At 61.4% G+C, this 20,493-nt stretch carries 20 protein-coding genes; 8 read left to right on the forward strand and 12 right to left on the reverse strand.

Features of this window, described 5'->3' with window-relative positions; translation table 11 throughout:
• Window positions 1-29: 29 nt before the first annotated feature.
• Both AC097R_RS12445 and AC097R_RS12450 read right to left on the reverse strand, forming a co-directional pair.
• Window positions 30-1,265 (reverse strand): branched-chain amino acid ABC transporter substrate-binding protein, encoded by a 1,236-nt coding sequence (locus AC097R_RS12445; protein ID WP_479598466.1) that lies wholly within the window; start codon window positions 1,263-1,265, stop codon window positions 30-32.
• A 106-nt stretch (window positions 1,266-1,371) separates the two neighbouring features.
• Window positions 1,372-3,000: a 3-(methylthio)propionyl-CoA ligase gene (locus AC097R_RS12450; protein WP_479598471.1), complete on the reverse strand. Its 1,629-nt coding sequence runs from the start codon at window positions 2,998-3,000 to the stop codon at window positions 1,372-1,374.
• Window positions 3,001-3,139: 139 nt separating this feature from the next.
• On the opposite strand from AC097R_RS12450, the gene AC097R_RS12455 reads away from it, so the two are divergent.
• The 7 genes from AC097R_RS12455 (at window position 3,140) to AC097R_RS12485 (ending at window position 9,170) form a co-directional block, all read left to right on the forward strand.
• A complete protein-coding gene (locus AC097R_RS12455) occupies window positions 3,140-4,624 on the forward strand; it encodes a protein adenylyltransferase SelO (RefSeq protein WP_479598472.1) in 1,485 nt (494 codons plus the stop codon).
• A 34-nt stretch (window positions 4,625-4,658) separates the two neighbouring features.
• On the forward strand, window positions 4,659-5,066 hold the full coding sequence (msrB, locus tag AC097R_RS12460) for a peptide-methionine (R)-S-oxide reductase MsrB (RefSeq protein WP_479598473.1): 408 nt from the start codon (window positions 4,659-4,661) through the stop codon (window positions 5,064-5,066).
• Complete coding sequence (locus tag AC097R_RS12465; protein WP_479598474.1) at window positions 5,063-5,644, forward strand: septation protein A; 582 nt, start codon at window positions 5,063-5,065, stop codon at window positions 5,642-5,644. The genes msrB and AC097R_RS12465 overlap by 4 nt, the downstream gene beginning before the upstream one ends.
• A complete protein-coding gene (locus AC097R_RS12470) occupies window positions 5,641-5,943 on the forward strand; it encodes a BolA family protein (RefSeq protein ID WP_479598475.1) in 303 nt (100 codons plus the stop codon). Before AC097R_RS12465 ends, AC097R_RS12470 begins: the two co-directional genes overlap by 4 nt.
• A 25-nt stretch (window positions 5,944-5,968) precedes the next feature.
• On the forward strand, window positions 5,969-6,751 hold the full coding sequence (locus AC097R_RS12475) for a peptidylprolyl isomerase (RefSeq protein ID WP_479598476.1): 783 nt from the start codon (window positions 5,969-5,971) through the stop codon (window positions 6,749-6,751).
• 82 nt (window positions 6,752-6,833) lie between these two features.
• Window positions 6,834-7,595: a FliA/WhiG family RNA polymerase sigma factor gene (locus tag AC097R_RS12480; protein WP_479598477.1), complete on the forward strand. Its 762-nt coding sequence runs from the start codon at window positions 6,834-6,836 to the stop codon at window positions 7,593-7,595.
• 93 nt (window positions 7,596-7,688) lie between these two features.
• On the forward strand, window positions 7,689-9,170 hold the full coding sequence (locus AC097R_RS12485) for a hypothetical protein (protein WP_479598478.1): 1,482 nt from the start codon (window positions 7,689-7,691) through the stop codon (window positions 9,168-9,170).
• Window positions 9,171-9,174: 4 nt separating this feature from the next.
• Here the strand turns inward: AC097R_RS12485 and AC097R_RS12490 are convergent, their stop codons facing one another.
• The 5 genes from AC097R_RS12490 to AC097R_RS12510 form a co-directional block, all read right to left on the reverse strand.
• Window positions 9,175-9,504, reverse strand: a complete 330-nt coding sequence (locus tag AC097R_RS12490) for a hypothetical protein (protein ID WP_479598479.1) — start codon at window positions 9,502-9,504, stop codon at window positions 9,175-9,177.
• 12 nt (window positions 9,505-9,516) lie between these two features.
• Window positions 9,517-9,972: a GtrA family protein gene (locus AC097R_RS12495; RefSeq protein ID WP_479598480.1), complete on the reverse strand. Its 456-nt coding sequence runs from the start codon at window positions 9,970-9,972 to the stop codon at window positions 9,517-9,519.
• The gene (locus AC097R_RS12500) at window positions 9,959-10,903 is read right to left on the reverse strand and encodes a glycosyltransferase family 2 protein (RefSeq protein WP_479598481.1); all 945 of its coding nucleotides are present in this window, start codon (window positions 10,901-10,903) and stop codon (window positions 9,959-9,961) included. Before AC097R_RS12500 ends, AC097R_RS12495 begins: the two co-directional genes overlap by 14 nt.
• A gap of 61 nt (window positions 10,904-10,964) precedes the next feature.
• Window positions 10,965-11,705: a heparan-alpha-glucosaminide N-acetyltransferase gene (locus AC097R_RS12505; RefSeq protein ID WP_479598482.1), complete on the reverse strand. Its 741-nt coding sequence runs from the start codon at window positions 11,703-11,705 to the stop codon at window positions 10,965-10,967.
• The gene (locus AC097R_RS12510) at window positions 11,702-12,886 is read right to left on the reverse strand and encodes an MFS transporter (protein WP_479598483.1); all 1,185 of its coding nucleotides are present in this window, start codon (window positions 12,884-12,886) and stop codon (window positions 11,702-11,704) included. The genes AC097R_RS12505 and AC097R_RS12510 overlap by 4 nt, the downstream gene beginning before the upstream one ends.
• A gap of 118 nt (window positions 12,887-13,004) precedes the next feature.
• Between AC097R_RS12510 and AC097R_RS12515 the strand changes: the two genes are divergently transcribed.
• On the forward strand, window positions 13,005-13,496 hold the full coding sequence (locus AC097R_RS12515; RefSeq protein ID WP_479598484.1) for a Crp/Fnr family transcriptional regulator: 492 nt from the start codon (window positions 13,005-13,007) through the stop codon (window positions 13,494-13,496).
• A 7-nt stretch (window positions 13,497-13,503) separates the two neighbouring features.
• Here AC097R_RS12515 and AC097R_RS12520 read toward each other — a convergent pair whose 3' ends face one another.
• The 5 genes from AC097R_RS12520 to purL form a co-directional block, all read right to left on the reverse strand.
• A complete protein-coding gene (locus AC097R_RS12520; protein WP_479598485.1) occupies window positions 13,504-14,382 on the reverse strand; it encodes a thioredoxin domain-containing protein in 879 nt (292 codons plus the stop codon).
• A 12-nt stretch (window positions 14,383-14,394) separates the two neighbouring features.
• Window positions 14,395-15,153 (reverse strand): hypothetical protein, encoded by a 759-nt coding sequence (locus AC097R_RS12525; protein ID WP_479598486.1) that lies wholly within the window; start codon window positions 15,151-15,153, stop codon window positions 14,395-14,397.
• A gap of 252 nt (window positions 15,154-15,405) precedes the next feature.
• The gene (locus tag AC097R_RS12530) at window positions 15,406-16,044 is read right to left on the reverse strand and encodes a nitroreductase family protein (protein ID WP_479598487.1); all 639 of its coding nucleotides are present in this window, start codon (window positions 16,042-16,044) and stop codon (window positions 15,406-15,408) included.
• 131 nt (window positions 16,045-16,175) lie between these two features.
• Window positions 16,176-16,379, reverse strand: a complete 204-nt coding sequence (locus AC097R_RS12535) for a hypothetical protein (RefSeq protein WP_479598488.1) — start codon at window positions 16,377-16,379, stop codon at window positions 16,176-16,178.
• A gap of 12 nt (window positions 16,380-16,391) precedes the next feature.
• Complete coding sequence (gene purL, locus AC097R_RS12540) at window positions 16,392-20,417, reverse strand: phosphoribosylformylglycinamidine synthase (protein ID WP_479598489.1); 4,026 nt, start codon at window positions 20,415-20,417, stop codon at window positions 16,392-16,394.
• Window positions 20,418-20,493 lie beyond the last annotated feature (76 nt).

The following is a 20,493-nucleotide window of genomic DNA, read 5'->3' on the forward strand; positions in this document are numbered from 1 at the left end:
AAGGGGCTCTTGGGTTTTGAAACTTCAGGTTAGCCTGGGCGCTTCATTTGGCAGCTGGTGGGTGTGCTGGACACGTAGTTGGGGTACTCCTTGACGGGTACCAGTGTCATGCCAGTGTTTTCAGGGCTGTAGGGGAACTTCTTGTCCGCTTTTTGCCAGACCGTGATGTACAGAGGCTGCTGCAACTGGTGGTCGGTCTTGCGCATTTCCACTTCGCCGTTGAAGCTCTTGACTTTGAGCCCTTCCAGCGCCGCAGCGACCTTGACCGGGTCAGTCGACTTGGCCTGGGCCATGGCCGCGCCCAGCATTTCATAGATACGAACGATAGAGCCGGTGTAGAAGTCGTCGTCGTACTTGGTCTTGAACTCGCTCATCCACTTGTCCATGGGCGCACCCATGTTGTAGTGGGCATAGGAAATTTGGTACACGCGGCCGGCGCCGCCGGTACCCAGGGCAGTCGGGGTGCCCGTCACACCCGCGTAGTAGGTGTAGAACTTGCCGGTATAGCCGCCTTCGTTGGCCGCCTTGATGAGCAGGGACAGGTCAGAGCCCCAGTTGCCGGTCACCACGGTATCCGCACCGGACGCCTTGATCTTGGCGATGTAGGGTGCGAAGTCACGCACTTGGGCGATGGGGTGCAGGTCTTCGCCCACGATCTGGATGTCAGGACGCTTGCGGGCCAGGGTTTCCTTGGTGTACTTGGCTACCTGCACGCCGTGCGAGTAGTTTTGGCCCAGGATGTAGACCTTCTTGATGTCCTTCTGGGATTCCATGAAGCTGGACATGGCTTCCATCTTCATAGAGGTGTCTGCATCAAAACGGAAGTGCCAGTAGCTGCACTTGGCGTTGGTCAGATCGGGGTCCACAGCGGAGTCGTTCAGGTAAATGACTTCCTTGCCGGGGTTACGCTCGTTGTACTTGGTCACCGCATCAGACAGCGCCAGCGCAACGGACGATCCATTGCCCTGGATGACGTAGCGCACGCCTTGGTCGATGGCGGCTTTGAGTGCGTTCAGGCTTTCGGTGGGGCTGAGCTTGTTGTCAATGCCGGTGACTTCGAACTTCACGCCGGCGGGATTGCCTGCGCCGCTGAACTTCTCAGCGAAATACTGGTAGCTCTTCAACTGGTTGGTGCCTACGGGACCCATCAGGCCAGTGAGGGCATCGATGCGAACCATTTTGACCACTTCACCCTTTTGCGCCATAGCAGTGCTGGCACATACGACCAAGGCTGCCGCGGCGGCGATTTTGAATGCAAATTTCAAGGCTTGTCTCCTGTAATTCTTAAGCTTTGCAGCGTACATTTTTTTGTGCGGTGCAGCGCAAGGGTTTCCACCAACAGCTATCACCCATGCGACTGCACGCACTGTTTTAGAGCGTTGGCAGTTGGTAATCCTTGAGCATTTCGCGCAGCTTGGTCTTCTGCATTTTTCCAGTGCCACCCAGCGGAATCGCATCCACAAACACCACGTCATCGGGCACTTGCCACTTGGCCGTTTTGCCGTCGTAGAAGGCGAGCAACTCATCGCGTGTGACCTCGGCACCGGGCTTCTTCACCACGGCGATGATGGGGCGCTCGTCCCACTTCGGATGCTTCATGCCAATGCATGCGGCCATGGCCACGGCGGGGTGCGCCATGGCGATGTTTTCCACATCGATGGAGCTGATCCACTCGCCGCCAGACTTGATCACGTCCTTGCTGCGGTCGGTGATCTGCAGATAGCCTTCTGGGTTAATCGTTGCGACATCGCCCGTGGGGAACCAGCCATCGACCAGGGGTGAGCCGCCCTCACCTTTGAAGTACTCGTTGATGACCCAAGGACCTTTGACCAGCAGATCGCCATAGGCTTTGCCGTCCCAGGGCAGCTCTTGGCCTTGTTCGTCCACGATCTTCATGTCCACGCCGAAGATGCCGCGCCCCTGCTTGAGGCGGATCTTCATCTTGTCGTCGGCATCCATGGCCAGGTGCTTGTTCTTCAAGGTGCACACCGTACCCAGGGGCGACATCTCGGTCATGCCCCAGGCGTGCAGCACTTCCACGCCGTACACGTCATTGAACGCGGTGATCATGGCGGGCGGACAGGCCGACCCACCAATGACCGTGCGCTTGAGGGTGGAGAACTTGAGGTCATTCGCCTGCATGTGGCCCAGCATCATTTGCCATACCGTGGGCACGCCCGCAGCAAAACTGACCTTCTCGCTCTCGATCAATTCGAAGATGGACTTGCCATCCATGGCCGGGCCGGGAAACACCACCTTGGCGCCGGTCATGGCCGCCGTGTACGGCAGGCCCCAGGCGTTGACGTGGAACATGGGCACCACGGGGAGGATGGAGTCACGCGCGCTGACTGCCATCACATCGGGCATGGCCACAGCATAGGCGTGCAGCATGGTGGAGCGGTGGCTGTACAGCGCGGCCTTTGGGTTGCCCGTGGTACCGCTGGTGTAGCACATGCTCGACGCGGAGTTTTCGTCAAACTGCGGCCAGGCGTAGTGCTCGGGTTGGTCGCCAATCCACGCTTCGTAACTTTGCAGACCGGGGATACCGGTGTCGGCGGGCAGTTTGTCGGCATCGCACAGGGCGATGAAATGCTTGATGGTCGTGCAGCGGCTGTGCACTGCCTTGACGATGGGCAGGAAGGTCATGTCAAAGCACAGCACTTGGTCTTCGGCATGGTTGGCAATCCAGACAATCTGGTCGGGGTGCAGGCGCGGGTTCAGCGTGTGCAACACGCGGCCCGAGCCGCTCACCCCAAAGTACAGCTCCAGATGGCGGTAGCCGTTCCATGCCAGCGTGGCCACGCGGTCGCTGAAGGCCAGGTCCAACTGGTCCAACGCGTTGGCCACCTTGCGGGCGCGCACCGCCACGTCCTTGTAGGTGTAGCGGTGGATATCGCCCTCGACCCGGCGGGACACGATTTCCCCCTCTGCATGGTGGCGTTCCGCGAAATCGATCAGCGAAGAAATCAGCAGCTGCTGACTTTGCATCAAACCCAACATGTGTCACCTCTTTATTTAATGGGAAAAACATTCGGCGACGGCCATCGGGAGCCCGGTGTTCGTGCGCGCGTGGACGCATGGTAATCCCGCCAAGCCCCCGAAAAATGCCTGCATTAGTCATATGCGGGACAATTCAGTCATGCCTATTTCGTCACATCTGGACGACCCGCTGGATGTGGGTCTGTCCTGGGTCAATCGCTTTGCCACGCTGGGCGATGACTTTTACGCCGCACTGTCCCCCACCCCTTTGCCCGCGCCCTATTGGGTGGGCCGCAGCACCAGCGCCGCGCAGGCCTGGGGCCTGGACCCACAGTGGCTGCAGTCGGAGGACGCTCTGCAAGCCTTCACCGGCAACCGGCCGCTGGCTGGCGGCTTCTCGCTGGCCAGTGTCTACAGTGGTCATCAGTTTGGCCAATGGGCGGGGCAGCTGGGCGACGGCCGCGCCATTTTGCTGGGCGAAACCCCGGGTTGGGAGGTGCAACTCAAGGGCGCGGGGCTGACACCGTTTTCCCGCATGGGCGACGGCCGCGCGGTCTTGCGCAGCAGCATTCGTGAATTTCTGGGCAGCGAGGCCATGCATGGCCTGGGCATTCCTACCTCGCGCGCACTCTGCGTCACGGGCTCGGACGCGCCGGTGCGGCGCGAAGCAATAGAAACAGCTGCCGTGGTGACACGGTTGGCGCCCAGCTTCATCCGCTTTGGCCACTTCGAACACTTTTGCCACCATGGCCACCACGACCAGCTCAAGGTGCTGGCCGACTTTGTGATCGACCACCACTACCCAGCCTGCCGCACCGATGCGCGCTGGGGCAGCAACCCCTATGTGGCGCTGTTGGCTGCGGTAACCGAGCGCACCGCACAGATGGTGGCGCAGTGGCAATCGGTCGGCTTTTGCCACGGCGTGATGAACACCGACAACATGAGCATCCTGGGGCTGACCATCGATTACGGCCCCTTCCAGTTCATGGATGCCTACGACCCAGGCCACATCTGCAACCATTCGGACCACCAGGGTCGTTACGCTTTTTACAAACAGCCCAATGTGGCGTACTGGAACCTGTTTTGCCTGGGCCAGGCGCTGATGCCACTGATTGCCGAACAGGAACAGGCCATTGCGGCGCTGGAAACCTTCAAGGCCATTTACCCGCTGGCGTTTGCCCAACGCATGGCGGCCAAGCTGGGCTTTGCCGAGCTGCAGGAGGCACATCGGCCGCTGATCGAAGACATCCTGAAGCTGCTGGCGGCCGACAAGGTGGACTTCACGATCTTCTGGCGCCGCCTCAGCCACTGGGCGCGCGAACAGCGCGCCGACGACGCCTCGGTGCGCGACCTGTTCCTGGACCGGGGCGGGTTTGATGCCTGGTTGCTATCGTATTCAGAGCTGCTCGCGCAGGTTCCACGGGGGCTAGCGGCCGATTTGATGCGCAAGACCAACCCCAAGTACGTGCTGCGGAACCATTTGGGTGAAGAAGCCATCCAAGCCGCCAAGGGTAAGAATTTCACCGTGGTCGCTGATTTGTTGAAAGTTTTGGAGCGCCCGTTCGACGAACATGAGGAACATGCGGCTTGGTCTGACTTCCCGCCCGACTGGGCGGGCAGTATCGCTATCAGCTGCAGTTCGTAACCCCTGCCCTGTTCACTCTTTTGAAGGACACCCCATGAGCTATCCCGTGACCAAGACCGACGACGAATGGAAGGCTGTGCTGGCCGAGAGAGGTGCCGAGCCCGTGGCCTTCCAGGTCACACGCCACGCTGCTACCGAGCGTCCGTTCAGCGGCAAGTATGAGCGCCAGTGGGCCGACGGCAGCTACCACTGCATCTGCTGCGGCAACAAGCTGTTCGACTCAGACACCAAATTCGACGCCCACTGCGGCTGGCCCAGCTTCTCGCTGGCCGTGCCCGGCGCCATCAAGGAAATCACCGACACGAGTCATGGCATGAAGCGCGTGGAAACCGTGTGCAGCGATTGCGGTGCTCACCTGGGCCACGTGTTTGACGATGGCCCCACGGATACCGGCCTGCGCTATTGCATGAATTCTGCTTCGCTACACTTCACGCCTGCATGAGAACCCTCCTCGACTTCATTCCCATTCTTCTGTTTTTTGCGGCGTACAAGCTGCACGCCTGGTTTGGCGTGGGCAAAGACGAAGCCATTTACTTCGCCACCCCGGTGCTTATGGGTGCCACAGTGGTGCAAATGGCCATTCTGTATTGGATAGACCGCAAGCTCACCGCCCTGCAAAAGATCACGCTGGGCATGATCCTGGTGTTTGGGGGCATCACGCTGGCCCTACATGACAAGCGCTTCATCATGTGGAAGCCCACGGTGCTGTACGCGGGCATGGCCATTGCGCTGGCGGTGGCCATCTGGGGCATGAAGAACAACTTCCTCAAGTCCATGCTGGGCAGCCAGCTGGAGCTGCCCGACGCGATCTGGCACCGGCTGAATGTTGCCTGGGTGGTCTACACCGCCTTCATGTCTATCAGCAACGGCTATGTGGCCATGTACTACAGCGAAGACGCCTGGGCCAACTTCAAGATCTGGGGCTATGTGTTTCCGCTGACGTTTTTGATTGCCCAGGGTCTGTACATCGCGCCACACCTCAAGAGCGACGAGCCCTCTGAGGACAGCCCGTCATCATGAGCGCCGCGACTCCGGACCCCACTGCCGCCAACCTGACGCAGCGCCTGCTCGAGCGCCTGGCCCCGACCCGCCTGGAAGTGCTGGACGAAAGCTACCAGCACGCGGGCCATGCGGGCGCCAACGGCACGGGCGTGGGCACCCATTTTCGGGTGCGCATCGCTTCACAATTGTTTACAGGTAAGAGCCGCGTAGCACGCCATCGCCTTGTGTATGATGCGCTGCAAGATTTCATTGATCAGGGCCTGCATGCCCTGGCCATTGAGGCCGAAGACTCGCCCTCTGGCAGCACCCCCACTTGATAAAAGTATCCCTGAAGGAACCGGTATGAAGAAGCACATTTTGACCGCCCTGGCCGCAGCCACTCTGCTGGCCGCGGCATCGGCCGCCATGGCCCAGAACATTGCCATCGTGAATGGCAAAGCCGTTCCCAAGTCGCGTGTGGATGCACTGGCTGAACAGGTGAAGCGCTCCGGCCGCCCTGTGACCCCTGAAATGCAGGGCCAGCTGAAGGAAGAAATCATTGCCCGCGAAATCTTCGTGCAAGAAGCGCAGGCCCGCGGCCTGGACGCAACCGACGACTACAAGAACCAGCTGGAACTGACCCGCCAGTCCATCCTGATCCGCGAGCTGTTCACCGACTTCCAGAAGAAGAACCCGGTGACCGACGAAGAGATCAAGGCCGAGTACGACAAGTTTGCCGCTGCCAATGCTGGCAAGGAATACCGTGCCCGCCACATCTTGGTGGAAAAAGAAGACCAGGCCAAGGCCATCATCGCCTCCCTGAAAAAAGGCGCCAAGTTTGAAGACCTCGCCAAGAAGCAATCCAAGGACCCAGGCTCCGGTGCCAACGGTGGTGACCTGGATTGGGCCAGCGCCAGCAACTACGTGAAAGAGTTCTCCGAAGCGCTGACCGGCCTGGCCAAGGGCAAGACCACAGAAACCCCGGTGAAGACCCAGTTTGGCTACCACATCATCCGTCTGGACGACGTGCGCGACGCCCAGTTGCCCAAGTTTGACGACGTGAAGCCCCAGATCGCCCAGCAACTGACCCAGCAAAAAATGGGCAAGTTCCAGGAAGACCTGCGCGCCAAGGCCAAAGTGGAATGAGTAAATCTTTAGCTTGAATAGCTGGGGTTTCTCACTATAAAACGCGGCTTTGGCCGCGTTTTTTTGTTTTAGGCTACGGCCCATGACTACCAAACAGGACATTTGCCACCCCGCCCAGCAGCGGCTGGTGCAGCAGCACGCGCCTTTGGTAGGCAAGATTGCCCGCACCATGGCCCATGGGCTGCCCTCCCACGTGCTGACCGATGACCTGGTGCAGGACGGCATCCTGGGCCTGATTGACGCCATCATCCGCACCACCCGGGAGACCTCGGGGGTCGAATTTGAGCACTACCTGGCCCAACGCGCCCGCGGCGCCATGCTGGACGGCTTGCGCGCCCTCGACCCGGCCACCCGCCAGATGCGCCGAGCCATGCGGCAAGTCGAGTCCACCATCCAGCAACTGGGCCACCAACTGGGCCGCACCCCGCTGGAGCGCGAGGTGGCCGAGGCTATGCAGATGTCGCTGGAGGACTACCGCCGGCTGCTGCAGCAGGCGCATGGTTACCGCCTTGTGTCGCTTGATGACCTGGATGCCAACGCCGACCTGCATAGCTACCTGGAGCAGTGCGCGGGCAACGACACTGACCCGCTGGCACTGTTGGAGCGCGCCGCCTTCCGCAAGGCCCTGGCCCGCAGCCTGCTCACGCTCAGCACGCAGGCCCAGGAGCTTTTGAGCCTGTACTACGTGGACGAGCAGAAGATGCGCGAAATTGGCACCCACATGGGGCTGAGCGAAGCCCGAGTCTCCCAGCTCCACGCCAGCGCCATCGCCGGCCTGCGCGCCCATATGCTGGACGACGAACAGGCCCAGCAACTGCTGCAGCCCCGTCGCGTGCAGCGCTAGGCCACCCACCTCTACGACCTCCCCAGGCTCGGCAGCGATTCTGCGCGGGTGGGTTGGTAATATCGAGGGCTACCTTCTTCAAGCCCTGTGCCCATGGATTTTCGACGTACTACTACCTTGGCGATGGCCGCCACGGGCATTGCTCTGGCGCTACTGCTGGCCCAGCACTGGGGCATGATGCTGTCCAACTCGGACGACCCCTGGATCATTCGCTCAACGTTGGCACAGGTGCTGGAAACCGCCTCGGTGCAGGGACGCTTTTGGCTAATCCCCATCAACCTGATGGCTGGCTTGCCCTACAAACTGGGCAGCTGGGAGCTTGTCAACTTGATCAAGATCGCCGTCAATGGTTGGGTGCTGCTGGCGTTTGTGGTGTTTTGTGGGCGCTTGACCAACCGGCTGGCGGGTGTGCTCATGGGCTTGGTCTGGCTAGCTCTGATAGACGTGAGTCCCGGGTACTACAGCCCTTTTCACGGCTTCCTGATGATGTTCAACCTGCAGTTCGCGGTGATGTTCACCAGCTTCGCGCTCTACTTGGGGCAGCTGGACCATCCACAGCGGCGGGGCGCCATCGTCCTGCCCTTTTTGTTGTACGCGTTCTCCATGCTGGCTTACGAGCCCATGTTTTTCTATGCGGCCGCGTTTCCGGCCATGTTTCTATACCGGTACCTGCAGACTCGCCCGGCGCCGGGTCGTGCATCCGAGTGGTGGGCGCTGGCGCAACATTTTCTGCGGCACAACTACCCCTTGGGTCTGGTGCTACTGGCCTACGTGGTGTGCTTTCTGGGCTATAGGCACTTGCAGCCTACCCCGGGCAGAGGTCTGGACTTCAGTGGCAGCCTGTGGGACATGGCCCTGACGGTGTACCGCTTCTCCATCACTGGCTTTCACATCCAGTTCAAGCCGCTGGCCAACTACCTGCCCGATATATCCAACCCGCGCAATCTGGCGCTAGCCCTGACCTATGGGGTCAGCATTGCGCTGGGCATGCTGCTCATCGTGCCCCAACTGCAGGGAACACGCCATCCGACGCGTCTGTACGGCAAGGTGGCGATCGCGGTATTGCTGTTCTTCGTGTTCTGTCCCAATTTCTTGCTGGCACTGGTCCCCGGGTACCGGCAATGGGCCGCAGAAGACCCGCACTATGTAGGCAACTATTTCAGTTCATTTCCCTTGGCCATGGTAGTGACCCTGGTGTTGCTGCATTTGGTGGGTGGCAAGCGTGCGGTGCAAGAGAAAGTGCTGTTTGCCGCCGTACTGTTCCTGTTCTTCAGCTCCGCCTGCGACAACTATGTGCGGTGGAGCAATTTGGCGGAAATCAACCGCCGCGACAGCCAGCTTTGGTTCCAGGCCATTGAGTCGTTGGGGGCCCATACCTATCCCCAAGACCGCAGCAGCCATATCTGTGGGCAGAACGCGCCGGAAAAAGTGTCTGGCGACGACCGCTACTGGTCGAGCTACCTGTCTGAAGTGCTGCAAGCGCCAATCACCTATGCCTCGAAGAACTTCGAAATTACGTCGTGCGACCGGGTCGTGGATTTCAACGGCCTGCGCTTCCCGGCCGCCTCGCGCTGACGTGCTACTTTTTGCTGGAGAGCATGGTGAGTCGGTCGCGGTAACGCTTGATCACCGCGGCGTCGGCATTGTGCATTTCCAGTAGACCGATGGCCAGCCGCATTTCGCGGACGGCAAAGTCATAGCGCTTTTCGCTTTCCCAGATTTCGCTGGCCATGTACAGGCCTTCCGGGTTCTGCACAAACGACAGGATAAAGATGCGGTTGATCGCCGTATCAAACCGTGCGAGGCCATCCGTGTTGGGCGTCAAAAAGGAAATCAGCCCGCCTATGGCCACGGCCACCACCACCACCTTGGTGACAAAACTGGTACTGGTATTTTCTTGTGCACTCACGGGAGGATCCTTTTAAAGTGGGTGATGTGGAGAGGGAGAGTGAGTGGTCGCAGGTTTCGCATACGTCCAAAAATGGTGGGCCAAAAAATTGTAGGGTGGCATGACCAGTACGACGGCGGCAATGCTGTACTGGTAGGAAAACCCTAGCCATTGCACCAGATGCCCAATACCAGCAGACAACCCAAGGCCCACGAGTGCCACGACCATGAATTTGGCAAACACCCGCTGCTCCATTTCCGCAGAGAAACTCCACAGGGTGTGAATGCAGTATGAAAAAGCCGTGGCTACCGCAAATGCAAAGCCGTTGGCCAGGCCGGACGATGTGTTGATCCAGTGCAACCAGGCCGTGGCCGATGCAATGTGCACCAACGTAACCAAGACGCCAGAGACCGAAAACCGTGCAATCCTGCGCGCCAGCGCAGACGTTAGCCAAGCGCCCACGGGGCCTCGCGCCTCACTGTCCGCCATAGCGTTTGCGCACGACGTAGAGAGGGCGCCGCTTGGCTTCCATGTAGATGCGCCCGATGTATTCACCGAGCATGCCCACACTGATCAACTGCACGCTGCCAAAAAAGATGATGGCCACCATCAGTGAGGCGTAGCCCGGCAAATCAATGCCCATCACCAGGGTCCGAATCACGATAAACAGTGCATAGGCCAGGCTGACCAGGGCCCCTACCCCACCCGCATACGACCAGAACTTGAGTGGTGCCGAGCTGAAGCTGGTAATGCCTTCCAGCGCAAAATTCCACAGCTTCCAGCCCGAAAACTTGGTCACCCCCGCGGCCCGGGGGCTTCGGGCGTAGTCGAGGGTGACCGACTTGAAGCCCACCCAGGCAAACAGGCCCTTCATGAAGCGCTGTTGCTCGGGCAACTGCTTGAGCGCATCGACCACCACGCGGTCCAGCAGGCGGAAATCCCCCACGTTTTCGGGAATCTTCACGCTGGAAAAACGGTTGTGCACGCGGTAGAACAGCTCCGCCGTCTTGCGTTTTAGAAAAGAGTCGGTGCTGCGGTCCACACGGCGGGCCAGCACCACGTCGTGCCCACTCTGCCACTCCCGCACCATGTCCCGGATCAGTTCGGGCGGGTCTTGCAGGTCTGCATCCATCGGGATGACGGCATCGCCTGTGGCAGCGTCCAGACCCGCAGTCAGCGCCGCCTCTTTGCCGAAATTGCGCGACAGCTCAATGACGGTGTAGCGGGGATCGCGCTGGCCCAGGACCACCAGAGCCAGCAGCGTAGCGTCCTTGCTGCCATCGTCCACACAGACCACTTCGAAATCCACGCCGTCCACTGTATTCATGACGGAATTCAGGGTGTCGTAGAAAAGCTGGACGCCCGACTCTTCGTTGTAGAACGGGACAACAATGGAAACGCGTTTGCGCAGTGTGGTCATGAAAATGTTGCCCTGTGGGATGGCGCCGATTCTAAGCGCAGCGCCCTGCGCCAACCCGGCCTCAGCCCCGCAGGAAAGCTACCACCCACAACCCCGCCAGCAGCACCGGCTGGTGCAGCATGTAGTAGCTCAGGCTCCAGCGGCCGAGTGCGCCCACGGGTGCCAGGCGATGAAGCCAAGGCGATGAGGGCAGAACGGTAGGCTCTCGGCGCAACCACCATTGCATGGCGGCCATGCCCCACCACATCACGCCCAGCCAGGGACTGAGTGGCACATAGTCTTCGGTGATCGGCTTCACGTTGATCAGACCCAGCCAATTCAGCCACTTCTCATTGAAGAATGTGCCCATGGCCCCCGTGTCTATTGCGCGGGCAGCTATCGATTGCATAGCAATGGCCAAGGCGCCCAGCGGCCACAGCCAGCCACCCCACGATGCGGTGAGGCGCACGAGGACCAGCATCACCGCCATGCCATGCAGCACGCCGAAGTAGATAAAGCTGTTGGGAAACATCAGCGCCGAGCCTGTCGTCACCAGCAGCGCACACAGTGCAATTTGCAGCCAGCGCCGCCCAAACCGCGCCCAGCTCTGGCCCTGGTGCAGGGATAAGGCCTGCCCTGCCCCGGCGCAGAGCAAGAATACGCTCAGGATGCAGGTGCGCTGCCAGGTCCACAGTGGGTCGCTGTAGAAGTTTTGGCGGATGTAGCCCGCCTGGTTCAGGTCAAAGCAGAAGTGGAACGCCGTCATCCACAGCAGGGCCAGGCCCCGCAGTACATCCAGACCGTCCAGGCGTTCCGTCTTCATGGCTGCAGGCGTGCGTAATGGCGCTTGCCCCACAGGGCCAGGCCAGTGCCCACGCAGGCGCACAGCGCGGCGACGCCGGCCAGACCCGGGCCGCCCCAGACAGAGACCGCCAAAGCAAACGTGGGCGGCCCCAGCGTGGAGCCCAGGTTGCCCAGCTGCGCCACCGCGCCATTGGCACGGGCCTGCAGCGCGCTCTGGTCATTCAGATACGGAATCAGCGCAAACGCGCTGCCGCCCGCTACTCCTGCGCTGAACATCAGCAGTAGCGCCGCCGGTGGCAACCACCAGCCGGCCAACAAACAGGCCCCTGCGGCCAGCGCTACAGCGGCTACTGCCATGAAGGCCGCGCGCACCAGCACCAGCGGCGACAGCCAGTATTGGGCCAGCCAGCCCGCACAAAAGGTGCCCGCCACACCCATGAGCGGCAGCACCGCCGCCATCCACAAGTGGTCGGCCCCGTTCAGAGTGGGCACAAAGGTCAGCAAGGCCACGGCCATGAATGTGTAGCAAAGAAAGCACAGACCCGGTAGCGCCGTGGTCCAGTGCGTATAGATAGCCACATGCTGCGCCAGCAACGCGGACACGGCCGGGCGCGGATGGGTTCCCAGGGGCACCTCATCTCCTGGCACCAGCAGCCACACCGCCACCCAGGCCATGGCCAGCACCGTGGCGTGCAAATAGAACACCGCGCTCAGGCCCAGCTGCGCCAGCACCAGTGGCATCACCGCCGCCGAGATGGCGAAGGCCGCACCCACAAACGTGCTCCACAGCCCCATGGCCACGGATCGGTGGCCGGGCCCGGCACTGGCCGCCATCAGCGTGGGCGCGGCCACCACCACGGCCAGGTGCGAGGCACCTTCGAAGGCGCGGGTGGCCCAAAACAGGGGGAATGGCAAAAGAAACGACTGCACCAAGGCCAACACCGTGCCCAAGCCCAGACCCGTCAACAGCAGGCGCCGGTAGCCGATAAACGGGGCAAACAGCCCCATGGTCACGCCGCATAACAGTCCCACTACGCCCACGGTGGACAGGATCCAGCCCATGCTGGCGGCCGACACCGCGTAGTGGGTCTGCAGCGCCATAAAGGCCAGTGAGACCTTGGAGAACTGCATGGCGGCAACAATGCCGCACAGCCACAGCGTGATCACGCTGGGCCAATGGGTGGGGAGTGCTTTGGACATGGGAAGCGCCGCAGTGTACAGGCTGGAATCAGCCTGACGGGAAGCGCTGGACAGTGCGGGACATAACTGGGTAACCTATGCATGCGGCGACGCCTGTCGTTCGCAAGGAGAAACTGCCATGGCCACGTCCAGTTCTGCGCACAGCCCCCACGATGTCACCCCCCTGGTGGCGGCCATTGCCCGCAACGCCGGCGAAGGCACGCTGGGCAAGTTTCTGGAGGGTTACCGCTGGAGCGTGCTCACTCTGTACGTGCGGCCCGCCGCACTGCAACGCGGCCAACTGCTGATTGCCCAAGGCGCACGGGAACGCTCCCTGTATTTTCTGGAAGCGGGCGACCTGAAGGTGGACATGAAGACCGATACCGGCTTGGTGCACCTGGCCATCCTGGGACCGGGCACCGTGGTCGGGGAAGGCGGGTTTTTCTCTGGCCTGCCGCGCAATGCGTCGGTGGCTGCCTACAGCGACTGCAAGGTGTGGGAAATGGAGCTCGCCCAGTTCGCGGCGCTGGCCCATGAGCACCCCACGGTGGCCCTGGCGCTGAGCCAGGCCCTGGGTGCGGTGCTGGCCAGCCGCCTGCTGGATGTCAACAAGCGGCTGTCCGTCACCTGAACCCTGGCTACTTGTACCAGCCGCGCGGCCCCGCCTTGTCGGCACGGAACTGCGCGTACTCCGCCACGGGGAAGACCGCGCGGTACTTGGGGGCCCAAAACTGCTTTTCTGCCCCAGTCTTGATCTGCTCGAGAAATACGGGTAGATCCTGCGCGGCCACCATGGGCTGCCCGTTGTCCGGCACCATGAAGGGATAACCAATCTGCTTCGTTCCCAGGCTACGCAGCAGGATGGCCATGTCCCGCCGGTCCAGGTCACCCCAGGTGCAACCGGGGCTGGTATTGCCTGCCGGATATTGTTGGCTTGCCGTGACCAAGCCTTGGTGCCACGTCTCGGCATTGTCATTCGCGCACCAGATGTTGTGCACCTTGTCCTGACGGGCCTTGTCGCTGGGGTTCAGCGTGGCGGGAACGATGTAGAAAGTGGCGTCCACCTTGTCCCCCGCGCTCTCCAGCATGCGCTCCAGTTTGATACAGAACGGGCAGTCGTACGCAGACAGCAGCAGGATACGGTTCGTGCCCTTGCCCCGCTTGAGCTGGATCAGCTTGTCAAAGCGGATGTTGTGGAGGATGGCGTTGAGCACGCCACTTTTCTCCTCATCGCTGATCGGGGTGGGTTTGTTGACCGGCTGGGTCCACTGGGTGATCTGGGTCCCGTCTGTTTGCAGAATCAAGCTCACGGACTCGCTCACGTAATACGGGGCCGAGTTGGGGCCGAAGTCAATGCGGTACAGGTCCTGGAAGATGGTCTCGCTGACGCGGCCATTGCTGTAGAGCTTGGCCACTTCTGCGCTCACGCTTTTGATGTCCGCCTGGGCGGGGAAGGCAGTGAGCAGAGCGACCATCAGGCCCAGCGCGGACAACCGCAATCTGGAAAAAAAGAACATGGTGTGGGCTCCTCAGAGTGCGGGTTTAGCTGCGCGGCTTTTTTCGTCTTCCAGCGCCTTGTTGCGCTGGGTGTCCAGCACCTTGTACCAATCCGCAAACGCGCTCACGTCCATGGCAAAGGATGAAAACTGGTCCGCCAGACCATCTTGTTTGCTGGACTTCGCGGACACGCTGTAGATCGTGGTGCAAGCGGGCGTGGGACCTACGGGGTAGTACAGATAACCGGTCAAGCCACCGTTGCCACTGACGAAGTAGTCCTTCAGCGATTCAAAGCAGTTGCCATTGCGGGGCTTGTCGTAGACATTGACCCATTCAATTTCTTTGCCGCCCTTGTCGTACATCCAGTGCTGGCTGTACCCGGTAACCTTGATGCTGGCCGGGTCCTGCTTGCCGTACTTGGCCGCGGCATCCGCAATGGCCTTCAACGCCGGACGGTCACCCGCGGGGTATTCATTCTTGGTAATCGCCCAGACCTTGTTGGTCAGCGGCGAAATACTGAAATTCAGGTTTTTGCTTGTGTTGTTGAACTTGGGATTGAAGGTGTAGTTGTCGAACGAACCGGTTTTGCCATCAATGGTCAGCCGCAGCGTCATTTTGGCGGCGCTCACATACACCTTGTTTTGCATATCGGTGTTGGCAATGTTCAGCGCTTCCTGCGCATCCATGCCCAGGCGAATGCCACCCACATCGGGCTCGGCCGCATGGGCCGCGCCCACCAGACTCGCGCCCATCGCCCATACCAAGGCCCATTGGCCGGCTGTTTTTGTCATCATGTTCTCCCTTACGCTTCGGATAAAAATTGGCAGACCCCGAGCTGGTGTCTCATGCCGCGCGCAAGCTTAGCCAGCGCCCCACAGCGGCCCGGAGAGCCGCACGCGTGAATTGCAACAAACTGTTTCTGGAAAGAATTTATCCCTTGAAAAGGTGAAAAAGTTGACTAAGTCACCGCAGGCCCCAGGGCGGCGCGCAAGAAAAAAGGGCTGGTAAATACCAGCCCTTTGGGGTCAGAACTCCGCGGCGCCTCAGGCCACTTCGGTGATGAACTGTTCGCGGGGGCGGCGTACCTTTTTCAGGTTCACCAGCCAGTCGCCTTCTTCGGCGCGGTAGCCCAGGGGCAAGATCGCCACGCTGCGCAGGCCACGTTCTTTCAGGCCCAGGATGTCGTCCAGGGCCTTGGGGTCGAAACCTTCCATGGGTGTGGCGTCTACCTGCTCTTCGGCCGCTGCAATCAGGGCGGTGCCCAGGCCAATGTAGGCTTGGCGCGCAGCGTGTTGGTAGTTCACTTCGGCATCGCGCTGGGGGTAAGTGCCCAGGAGCATCTGGCGGTAGTTTTCCCAGCCTTCGTTCTTGATGCCACGCTCGGCGTTCACCAGGTCAAACATGGCGTTGATGCGGTCAGCGGTGTAGTTGTCCCAGGCGGCGAAAACCAGCAGGTGCGAGCTGTCCGTCACTTGTTCCTGGTTCCAGGCGATGGGCTTGATGCGCTCACGCACCTCTTTGCTGGTCACCACAAACACTTCGTAGGGCTGCAGGCCGCTGGAGGTGGCGGTCAGGCGCACGGCTTCCAAAATGCGGTCCACCTTCTCTTGGGGCACCACTTTGGCGGGGTTGAACTTCTTGGTGGCGTAGCGCCATTGCAGTTTGTTGATCAAGTCGGACATGGGGGAAACCTCAAAATAGTTGCTATGGCAAGTATTTTGGGCGGCTTCGCCAAAAGGCAAGGGAGCGGGCGCCAATTCACGGAGCCGGCTCCCCACATTCCGCCGCGCCAAGCCAAGGCGCAAAAAATATGCTAGTCGCGCGCAGTGACCAGCCGCCACGCCAACCGCAGGCCCAGCAGGCCGTTGCCAATGGCAAATACGGCCACCAGCGTCTGCCCCAGCGCGCTCAGTGGCTGGGTCTGTGCCACCCAAGCCAGTACGCTGGAGAGCAGGTTCAGCCCCAGCATCAGCCAAAAGGCTGGCTTGCGCGGCTGAAACAAGCGGGAGAGCCGCACGCTGCTACGCGCTTAGCTCACCCACTTGCGCGCGTTGTGCCAGAGCTGCATCCACGGGCTGTGGGCGTTCTGGTCCAGGTTGGTCCAGCTCATCTGCACATTGCGGAACACACGCTCGGGGTGGGGCATCATGGCGGTGAAGCGGCCGTCGGCCGTAGTCACCGCGGTCAGCCCGCCGGGGCTGCCGTTGGGGTTAAACGGGTAGGCCTCGGTGGCCGCGCCGCTGTTGTCCACGTAGCGCATCGCCGCAATGGCCTTGTCGGCGTTGCCGCGGTACTTGAAGTTGGCAAAGCCTTCGCCGTGGGCCACGGCGATCGGCAGGCGCATGCCGGCCAGGTCCTTGAAAAACAAGCTGGGCGACTCCAGCACTTCCACCAGCGAGAGGCGGGCCTCAAAGCGCTCGCTCTGGTTGGTAGTGAAGCGCGGCCAGTCTTGCGCGCCTGGGATGATGTCGGCCAGCTCGGCAAACATCTGGCAGCCGTTGCACACGCCCAGACCAAAGGTGTCTTGGCGGGCAAAGAAGGCCTTGAACTGGTCGGATAGCACGTCGTTGAACGTGATGCTGCGTGCCCAGCCAATGCCGGCACCCAGCGTGTCGCCATAGCTGAAGCCGCCGCAGGCCACGACACCCTTGAAGTCAGCCAGCTTGGCCCGGCCGGTCTGCAGGTCCGTCATGTGCACGTCATAGGCCTCAAAGCCGGCTTCGGTGAAAGTGTAGGCCATTTCCACATGCGAGTTGACGCCCTGCTCGCGCAGCACGGCCACCTTGGGGCGGCTGCTCAGGATGGCAGGTGCTACGTTTTTAGGAGCTGCTTGCGCAGATTCCACGAGGGCTAGCACACTGTTTGGCAGGTAAATGTGCAGGCCGGGGTCGTTCTCGGCACCTGCTGCGGCGTGCTCGGCATCAGCACACACGGGGTTGTCGCGCTGCTGGGCAATCTTCCAACTCACGGCGTCCCACACCTGGTGCAGATTGGCCAGCGTGGCGCTGAAGATGCTCTTGGCGTCGCGCCAGATCTGCAGCTCGCCCTTGCCGGCGGCAATCGCGTCGGTGGCGGGGCGTGTCTTGCCAATGAAATGGCTGAACTTGGACAGGCCGTGTTCGCGCAGCGTCGCCATGACGTCTGAGCGCTCTGCGGTGCGCACCTGCAACACCACGCCCAGCTCTTCATTGAACAGCGCCTTGAGCGTGAGCTCCTCACGGCGGGCACCCACCTGCCCTGCCCAATTTTTGCTGTCGCCCACGTCCATGCGGCTGTCGGAAATGCCGTCGCCCTCGGTGACCAGCATGTCCACATTGAGCGCCACGCCGACGCGGCCGGCAAAGGCCATCTCGGCCACGGTCGCCAGCAGGCCGCCGTCGCCGCGGTCGTGGTATGCCAGCACTTGGCCCTTGGCGCGCAAAGCATTCACGGCGTTGACCAGGTTGATCAGGTCTTTCGCGTCATCCAGGTCGGGCACGGTGTCGCCAGTCTGCTCCAGCGTTTGCGCCAGGATGCTAGCGGCCATGCGGTGCTGGCCCTTGCCCAAGTCGATCAAAACCAGGGTGGTGTCATCGGTGGCGTTCAATTGCGGTGTCAGCGTGCCGCGCACGTCCTGCAGCGTGGCGAAGCCGCTCACGATCAGGGACACGGGGGACGTGACTTTCTTGTCCGCGCCCTCGTCCTTCCACTGCGTGCGCATGGACAACGAGTCCTTGCCCACGGGAATGGAAATGCCCAGGGCTGGGCACAGCTCCATGCCCACAGCCTTGACGGTGGCGTACAGCGCCGCGTCTTCGCCGGCTTCGCCGCAAGCCGCCATCCAGTTGGCCGACAGCTTGACGCGCGGCAGCTCAATCGGCGCGGCCAGCAGATTGGTGATCGCCTCGGCCACGGCCATACGGCCGGATGCGGGGGCATTGAGTGCAGCCAGCGGCGTGCGCTCGCCCATGGACATGGCTTCACCCGCAAAGCCCTTGAAGTCGGCCAGCGTGACGGCGCAATCGGCCACCGGCACTTGCCAGGGGCCAACCATCTGGTCGCGGTGTGTCAGGCCACCGACGGTGCGGTCACCAATCGTGATCAGGAAGCGTTTGGACGCCACGGTGGGATGCGCCAGCACGTCGATGACGGCTTTTTGCAAGTCCACACCGGTCAGGTCCAGCGGCTTGAACATACGCGCCACGGTTTTGACGTCGCGGTGCATCTTGGGCGGCTTGCCCAGCAACACGTTCATGGGCATATCGACGGGCGACTCGGCGCCTTCATCCACCAGTTGCAGTTGGCGCTCTTCCGTCGCCACGCCAATCACGGCAAACGGGCAGCGCTCGCGCTGGCACAGCGCTTTGAATTGCTCTAGCGACTCGGGCGCAATCGCCATCACATAGCGCTCCTGGCTTTCGTTGCACCAGATTTCCTTGGGTGCCATGCCGGACTCTTCGAGCTTCACGGCGCGCAAATCAAAGCGGGCACCGCGGCCCGCGTCATTCGTCAGTTCGGGGAAGGCGTTACTCAAGCCCCCCGCGCCCACATCGTGGATCGCCAGAATCGGATTCTTGTCACCCTGCATCCAGCACTGGTTGATCACCTCTTGCGCACGGCGCTCGATCTCGGGGTTGCCGCGCTGCACGGAGTCGAAGTCCAGCTCGGCCGCATTCGCACCCGTGGCCATGGAGCTGGCCGCGCTGCCGCCCATGCCGATGCGCATGCCGGGGCCGCCCAACTGGATCAGCAAGCTTCCGGCGGGGAATTCGATCTTGTGTGTCTGGCCTGCGTCGATGATGCCCAGGCCGCCCGCGATCATGATGGGCTTGTGGTAACCGCGTGCCACGGTGTCCACATCGCTGGTCACGGTCTGCTCGTATTCGCGGAAGTAGCCCAGCAAATTGGGGCGACCAAATTCATTGTTGAACGCCGCGCCGCCCAAGGGGCCTTCGACCATGATCTGCAGCGGGCTGGCGATGTGCTCAGGCTTGCCTATCGTGCTGCCCCAGAGCTTGGAGACGGTAAAGCCGGTCAGGCCCGCCTTGGGCTTGGAGCCCCGGCCGGTCGCACCTTCGTCTCGGATTTCACCGCCCGCGCCGGTGGAGGCCCCGGGGAATGGGGAGATCGCTGTCGGGTGGTTGTGGGTCTCCACCTTCATCAGAATGTGGTTGGTCTCGCTACGCTTTTCATAGCTGGGCGCGCATATTTCACGAGGGCTAGAGGCGGATTTGGCTACAAAACGCTCGACCTGCACACCCTCCATGACGGAGGCATTGTCGGAATACGCCACCAGCATGTACTGGGGGGCCAACTGGTGCGTGTTGCGGATCATGCCGAACATGCTCTTGTCCTGCGCCACGCCGTCGATCGTGAACTGGGCGTTGAAAATCTTGTGGCGGCAGTGCTCGCTATTGGCCTGCGCGAACATCATCAGTTCCACGTCGGTGGGGTTGCGGCCCAGCGTGGTGAAGGCGTTGACCAGGTAGTCGATCTCGTCGGCCGCCAGGGCCAGGCCGAACTGGGTGTTGGCCTTGACCAGCGCGTCCTTGCCCCCGCCCAACACGTCCACATGGTCCATGGGCGCGGGCTGCAAGGCGTTGAACAGCTCCTGCGCCTGGGCGCGGTCCAGCATGGCGCTTTCGGTCATGCGGTCGTGGAGGAGCGCGGCGACTTTTTGCAACTCTTCGGGTGTCAGGGCCGTCTTGGAGATCAGGCCGTTTTTCAGCGTGAGGCGGTATTCGACCAAGCGCTCAATGCGTTTGACGGCAAAGCCGCAGTTGTGCGCAATGTCGGTCGCCTTGGAAGCCCAGGGGCTCACGGTGCCAAAACGGGGGCTGACCACGATGCTCGCGCCGTCCACCGGACCGGCGTAGGGGTCGCCATAGGTCAGCAAGGCGGCCAACTTGGTGGCCAGGGTCGCATCCAGCGGAGTTTCTGTGGCCACCAGATGTACAAATCGGGCAGAAATGCCCGAAATCTTGTCATGCACGCCCTGCAGAAGCGGCAAAAGCTGTTGAACGCGGAAGTTGCTCAGGGCGTTGCCGCCTTCGAAAGAAGTGATGTGCAGGGTCACAGTGTGGATTCGGATGAGGGGCGGGATGGGTGAGCGGCGATTTTAACTGGCTGTGCGGCGGCCCCTTTGCCCGTCG

It is taken from the genome of Rhodoferax sp. ZS1R25, assembly GCF_056521335.1.

Coding starts and splice junctions, on each gene's coding strand:
- AC097R_RS12500 (WP_479598481.1), bottom strand. CDS start 10,903: ATGACCACACTGCGCAAACGCGTTTCCATTGTTGTCCCGTTCTACAAC.
- AC097R_RS12450 (WP_479598471.1), bottom strand. CDS start 3,000: ATGTTGGGTTTGATGCAAAGTCAGCAGCTGCTGATTTCTTCGCTGATC.
- AC097R_RS12515 (WP_479598484.1), top strand. CDS start 13,005: ATGGCCACGTCCAGTTCTGCGCACAGCCCCCACGATGTCACCCCCCTG.
- AC097R_RS12485 (WP_479598478.1), top strand. CDS start 7,689: ATGGATTTTCGACGTACTACTACCTTGGCGATGGCCGCCACGGGCATT.
- AC097R_RS12480 (WP_479598477.1), top strand. CDS start 6,834: ATGACTACCAAACAGGACATTTGCCACCCCGCCCAGCAGCGGCTGGTG.
- AC097R_RS12470 (WP_479598475.1), top strand. CDS start 5,641: ATGAGCGCCGCGACTCCGGACCCCACTGCCGCCAACCTGACGCAGCGC.
- AC097R_RS12495 (WP_479598480.1), bottom strand. CDS start 9,972: ATGGCGGACAGTGAGGCGCGAGGCCCCGTGGGCGCTTGGCTAACGTCT.
- AC097R_RS12475 (WP_479598476.1), top strand. CDS start 5,969: ATGAAGAAGCACATTTTGACCGCCCTGGCCGCAGCCACTCTGCTGGCC.
- AC097R_RS12525 (WP_479598486.1), bottom strand. CDS start 15,153: ATGACAAAAACAGCCGGCCAATGGGCCTTGGTATGGGCGATGGGCGCG.
- AC097R_RS12505 (WP_479598482.1), bottom strand. CDS start 11,705: ATGAAGACGGAACGCCTGGACGGTCTGGATGTACTGCGGGGCCTGGCC.
- AC097R_RS12510 (WP_479598483.1), bottom strand. CDS start 12,886: ATGTCCAAAGCACTCCCCACCCATTGGCCCAGCGTGATCACGCTGTGG.
- AC097R_RS12455 (WP_479598472.1), top strand. CDS start 3,140: ATGCCTATTTCGTCACATCTGGACGACCCGCTGGATGTGGGTCTGTCC.
- AC097R_RS12530 (WP_479598487.1), bottom strand. CDS start 16,044: ATGTCCGACTTGATCAACAAACTGCAATGGCGCTACGCCACCAAGAAG.
- AC097R_RS12465 (WP_479598474.1), top strand. CDS start 5,063: ATGAGAACCCTCCTCGACTTCATTCCCATTCTTCTGTTTTTTGCGGCG.
- msrB (WP_479598473.1), top strand. CDS start 4,659: ATGAGCTATCCCGTGACCAAGACCGACGACGAATGGAAGGCTGTGCTG.
- AC097R_RS12520 (WP_479598485.1), bottom strand. CDS start 14,382: ATGTTCTTTTTTTCCAGATTGCGGTTGTCCGCGCTGGGCCTGATGGTC.